The organism is Neoroseomonas marina (assembly GCF_012927745.1).
Taxonomy (GTDB): domain Bacteria; phylum Pseudomonadota; class Alphaproteobacteria; order Acetobacterales; family Acetobacteraceae; genus Neoroseomonas; species Neoroseomonas marina.
Window position 1 is genome coordinate 1 of sequence record NZ_JABBKX010000021.1, and the last position, 5148, is coordinate 5148.

At 65.6% G+C, this 5148-nt stretch carries 5 protein-coding genes; 1 reads left to right on the forward strand and 4 read right to left on the reverse strand.

Going from position 1 to position 5148, the window contains the following annotated elements; translation table 11 throughout:
* The coding region (locus tag GWK16_RS25910; RefSeq protein ID WP_408903934.1) for a LysR substrate-binding domain-containing protein at positions 1-179 on the reverse strand (179 nt) is incomplete at its 3' end.
* Positions 180-205: 26 nt separating this feature from the next.
* On the opposite strand from GWK16_RS25910, the gene GWK16_RS25465 reads away from it, so the two are divergent.
* Entirely contained in the window at positions 206-595 is a 390-nt protein-coding gene (locus GWK16_RS25465) for a hypothetical protein (protein WP_248291624.1), read from the forward strand.
* Between the two features lie 87 nt (positions 596-682).
* Here the strand turns inward: GWK16_RS25465 and GWK16_RS24870 are convergent, their stop codons facing one another.
* The 3 genes from GWK16_RS24870 to GWK16_RS24880 form a co-directional block, all read right to left on the reverse strand.
* Positions 683-1054, reverse strand: a complete 372-nt coding sequence (locus tag GWK16_RS24870) for a nuclear transport factor 2 family protein (protein ID WP_170056668.1) — start codon at positions 1052-1054, stop codon at positions 683-685.
* Positions 1055-1671: 617 nt separating this feature from the next.
* Positions 1672-3930 (reverse strand): N,N-dimethylformamidase beta subunit family domain-containing protein, encoded by a 2259-nt coding sequence (locus GWK16_RS24875; RefSeq protein WP_170056669.1) that lies wholly within the window; start codon positions 3928-3930, stop codon positions 1672-1674.
* A 2-nt stretch (positions 3931-3932) separates the two neighbouring features.
* Positions 3933-5027 carry an ABC transporter substrate-binding protein gene (locus tag GWK16_RS24880; RefSeq protein ID WP_248291625.1) on the reverse strand — a complete coding sequence of 365 codons (1095 nt, stop codon included), beginning with the start codon at positions 5025-5027 and terminating at the stop codon, positions 3933-3935.
* Between the last annotated feature and the right edge of the window lie 121 nt (positions 5028-5148).

Here is a 5148-nt window from a genome sequence, read left to right on the forward strand (position 1 = left end):
CGGCGGGCGCTGAGCGGGTGCCCCTCGCGCGGTACGACGACGAGGAATTCGTCCTCGAACAGCGGCGTGAAGAGATACCCGTCCAGAGCCGTGTTGCGCGACAGGATGCCCATGTCCACGTCGCCGCCGCGGAGCATCGCGACGATGGCCTTGGAATCCGCATCCCGCAACTCTGGCACAGCGCCGCAGACTGGAGGACCGTCACATGCGTGGCTACGAGGCGCCCGCGCACGAGCGGCGTCGGGAATGTTCGGATCTCCGTCGCGCTGGTCGGGAGATGGTGCTGCTGGTGGGATCGACCGTTGCTGCTGACCGATCGGACCCATCGCTGGTTCGCCTGATCGCCAAGGCCTGGGCGCTGCGCAAGGCTTTGGTGTCGACCACTGCGCCGAGCCTGACCGCCGTGGCAGCGGAGCAGGGAATCTCGCAATCCTATGCGACGCGGCTGGTGCGTCTCGCCTGGCTCGCACCGGACATCGTCGAGGCCATCCTCGGCGGCTGCCCGCCCGCGAACCTGACGGCGTCGCGGCTGATGCAGGACACCCGCATCCCCGCCGACTGGCAGGATCAGCGCAGGGCGCTCGGGTTCGTCTGAACAGGTTTCGCTACGGGACGGTCGCTATCACACCTGTCCACGGAACTGGGCGGACACTCCTGTGAGCGGAACCTGCCCGCGCGCCTCCTAGTCAGCAATCGCCATCGTCTGTCCCGCTGCCCAAAGCCACCCCGCGCTGGTCTTGGCCAGGGTACAGAGGGAACGATAGGTCGCTGAGGTCGTCCGCCCCCCGACCAGCAGCTGGTCGCGCAGCACCAGGCTTGCCACCGCGAACTCTCCGAACAGCCGTGTGTCGATCTCGACGATGTCCTGAGCGAGGAACACCACGTGGCCAGAACGGCAGTAGGCATCGACGTAGCGCTGCTTGTCGAAGACCTGGCCTCCCGCACTTATATAGACGAAGTCGTCATGGATCAGACCGGCAAGTGCGTCGTGGTCGCGGTGCACCAACGCAGAGGCCTTGGCAATCAATGCCTCCCGTATCAGGCTAACTGGCATCTGCCACTCCGGAGGCTTGGGCCATTGCAGTGTACGGTTCGGCCGTACGCGATCACTCATTTTCGGGACGGCCCGGCGGTACTTGCCGCCCGGTATCGAAATGACCGAGCGGGCTTGGCGCAACCCCTCTTCGCATACCTTTACCGCATCCGTACATGCCGAAATGGCCATGAGAGACAGAACCGAGATATGGTCGGCTGAGGCCGCCGGACCATCGTCTCTAAGGTACGATTCGTCCGAGGCCCTCGCGTGTCTGGCCGGAAAGGCGGGCCTTTCGCAGACCGGCCCCGCCGACCCGGAAATCGTCTGCGACACCGCGACTGTGTGGTTGTGGGCGCAGTCTCAGGCGAACCCGTCTCGGCAATTCCCACAGCTGATTTCCCTGCCTTTCAGGGAAAGAACAGGGAAATTGGGGCCGTTTCCGCCAATCCGTGCGGTACCACCCGGCTGGAAGGCGCAGAAATCCTCGTGTTCCGAATCATTTCCCTGAACATCGGAGCAGGGAAATTCAGAGCGCATGGCAGGGAATGCGTTGCGCAGTTCAGGGTATCTGGGCGCAAACACGTGACTTGGTCGCCTTCCCTTGGCTGGCTGTAACGCTAAGTGGGCCTCTGACATCAGCGGTCGTTGGCGATCGACCATGGCGGCCACGAAAAGAGCTCACGAGATGAGAACCGGCGGACGACGTTCTCGAGCAACCGCGCCAACGTGTTATCGTAGGCATTGATCGGCAACGCGCCAATGAAGGACATCGATCCGACAGAGAAGACCGCACCGCCCCCTGCCGTCTCGAAGAATGTGATGTCCGATCGGATGATCGCCTCCCGGGGGCCAGGCCACTCCTGCGTCAAGCGCTCCTCGTTCGTCGGCTCGAAGCTTGGATCCCGGGGGACGCCGCTGGCGAGAACGAGCGCATGACCCGGCGTGCCGAGTGAGGCGTCCGCGCGGTCGATCTCATGACCAGCCGCTCCGCCACCCATTAGGCCCTGCTCGCCGAAGCTCGCACCAGGTAAAGCGCGATCTTCCAACCCCTGCCGCATGAAGTTCAGCCGAGGATCGAGGATCGCGTCAGTGAACCGGTACGGTTCGGCCCGATAGCCGCCCTGTGAGCTGAAGCCTACGCCGACCAATCCTTGAGGAGGCTGCCCTAACCGCCGCCACAGCCCGCCATAGCTGCCATCGAAGGCGTGGTAACCCTCGCCAGGCTCGGCCGCCCAAGTCCGTATTCCGCCTTCCGCGCGGCGCAGCTCGACTGCCCAGGTCTCGCCCTGGAACGGCACGATCTTCCAATAGAAGCCGTTGCCCCCGAGGTAGAGGAAGCGCCCGCCTTCAGCGATGTAGCGACGGACGGCGCCGTGGGTCTCGACGGTATGGTACTCCGGATGCTGTCCGGTCATCACCGCTGCGTAGCGCTTCAGGAGGTCGACACCTTCCTCCTGGAGATCGTGGTCGGTGATGATCTCGAAGTCGATTCCGCGGCGATCCATCCAGTCGATCAGATAGGTATCCGCTGCCAGCCAATAGGTTCCGGACCCGCCGGGCGTGTCGTCCAGCCGATGGATCTGGTTGATCCGCTTATCAAGCATGGGGCGGCGCATGGAGGTGATGCTGACGCCGCTGCCGTCGCGATGGGTGTTGTAGGCAGACAGCCCGTATTCGGGATGGTCTGTCGCCGTGTTGTCGAGCGCGCCCCACTCGCGCGCCCGCGGCAGCGCGGACGCGGTCATCTCGCCGCGGGGATATTGGCCATAGACCTGGTAGGTGAGCGTCGGGAGCAGCAAGGCGATCCTCGCCTGCGTTCCCGCTTCTGCCGCCCGTACAACGAAGGGTATATTGTCGCGTCCCTCCGCGGTCTCGAGATGCAGCGCGTACAGCCCGCTGGGCCATTCGAGGGGGATTCTGAACTCGAACGTCGGCGCCCAGCCGAGATCGCCAACATCGTCGTCGTGGAAGTGGATCGCCGCATACTCGCCTGGGGCGTCGGTCCAGCGGTGATTCTGCCCACTCCAGGTCGAACCGGTCACCGCACGGGTCGGGAGGTTCTCCAGGGTCCCATGGAAGCCATGGGGACCGATATCGGTGATCCGATCGGATCCGATCCCGATGGCGAAGTCCCACAGGGCATGCGGCTGCGCCGGGATGGCTGCAAGCGGGGCCGTCTGGCGCGCCAGCACCTCGCCCACCTCGGCCGTGTCGATCCAAATGCTTGGCCGCTCGATCCGGCCATTGAAATGCGCAATGGGCACACGCGCCGCTTGGCGGGCAGCGAGGGTCAGCCGTCCCTGTCCTGGCCGTCGCGTATCGCGTAGCGGCGCGCGATCCGAGGTGATCTGCGGTGGCGGCAGATAAGGGTCCGGGCGAGGGCGAGCGGCGAACTCCAAAGCGCCCTTCTGCACGTCGTGGATCAGGGCGATGTCGAGCCACCTTCGCGGCTCGACCGGGGACGGCAGCCGGCATGAAACAGGCTCACCGCGCGCGGGCTTCCATTCGGCGACGAGACGGGCATCCCGGATGACAATGAGCAGGGTGCCGGCATCACCGACCCAATGAAACAGCGCCTGCTCCCCTGGCTCTGCCGGCAAGGTGGCAAGGATCGTCAGCCCGATCGCAAGGCGCGGCGCCGCAGCGAGGTCCAGAACGGGGATGACTGCGCGGGAGCCGGTGAGCACCGGCTGTTCCCAGCCGGGATGCTCCCCCTCGAACGGGCAGGGCAGGGGGCTTTCCCGGTAGCCCGGGCCATCGGGATTCGGATCACCGCAGAAGATGCGCGCGAGGCGGGCACGAAACGGTGCGCCACCGCGGCTGCTGACCATGAAGCGGATGGTCCCGCCCTGGGGGACGCTCCAGCGGTCCACATATCCCGTGACTGGCAGCACGATCAGAGCTTCTCGATGTTCCAGTATACGATGACCGGGGAATCCAGCACGCCGCGCAGGGTGCTGCGGTAGGCGATAGGAGCCGCGAATTCGCCGAGCGGCACATAGGGCCGCAATTCCTCGAGCCGGGCCTGCAAGCGAATGACGATGGCCTGCCGGCTGGCATCGTCAGGCGCATCGGCGAAGGCTTGGCGCATCGCCTCCACTTCCTCGTCGCAGGGCCACCCCACCCAGTTGGAGCCATCGCAGGCCATGTTGGTGCCGGCGTTCGTCATCGGGCTGTGGGCGGTGATGCCGGCGGAATAGCTGATGGACAGGTTCCACCCGCCGGCGGAGGGCAGGCCGCGCTGCGTCAGTCGCGTGGCCATCGTTCCCCAATCGGTCCAGCGGACATCGAGGTTCACCCCCGCGCGCCGCAGCCCGTCGATCATGACCTCGCTCATCTGGCCGATCGGTGCCAGGTCCCGCGTGGCAAGGACCAGCAGCGGTTCGCCGCGATACCCCGCCTCGGCGAGCAGGCTTCGCGCGCCTTCGATGTTGGCCGCCGGGATGGGACCGGTCGCCCCCCGACCATGGGGACCGTCGCAGAGGAAATAGGAGGCGCAGTTCCGCCACAGGCCGAGGTCGGCGACCACGGCCGTCATGTAGTCGGACTGGTCTGCCAGCATGGCAAGGGCGCGACGCGCCCGCGGATCGTTGAAAGGAGGATGCAGCGAATTCGGCCGCAGCATCCCTTGATTGTTCAGTGCATTGATCCGGCGGATAGTGATGCTGCGATTGCGGCCGAGTGTCGGCGCTAGGTCGAGCAGCGGGGATTCGAGCAGATCGACCTCCCCGGTCTGCAGAGCGGAGGCGGCGGTCTGCGCGTCCGGCATCGTGACCCACTCGACGCGATCGACTTTCACGCGCCGGGCTCCGGCGAGCCCGCTGGGATCTTCCTGGCGCGGGACGTAGTCGCGGAAGCGATCGAACACGGCCCGCGCCCCGGATAGGCGCTCCGCATGGTTGAAGCGGAAGGGGCCGGATCCGATTGCGGTGGTGATCTGGCCAGTCGGCATGGCCTCGATATCGCTGGCGCGCATGATCGCCGGCGGCATGCCGATCGCCGAACCGAGCGCGAAAGGCAGCTAGAGCATGATCGGATCAGTTTTGGTCGTATCCGGCGTGACGGAGATAGTTTGAGCATTCATCTGGGCTGAAGTAGTGGAGGAGCGATCC

Coding starts and splice junctions, on each gene's coding strand:
- GWK16_RS24870 (WP_170056668.1), bottom strand. CDS start 1,054: ATGCCAGTTAGCCTGATACGGGAGGCATTGATTGCCAAGGCCTCTGCG.
- GWK16_RS24880 (WP_248291625.1), bottom strand. CDS start 5,027: ATGCCGCCGGCGATCATGCGCGCCAGCGATATCGAGGCCATGCCGACT.
- GWK16_RS25465 (WP_248291624.1), top strand. CDS start 206: ATGCGTGGCTACGAGGCGCCCGCGCACGAGCGGCGTCGGGAATGTTCG.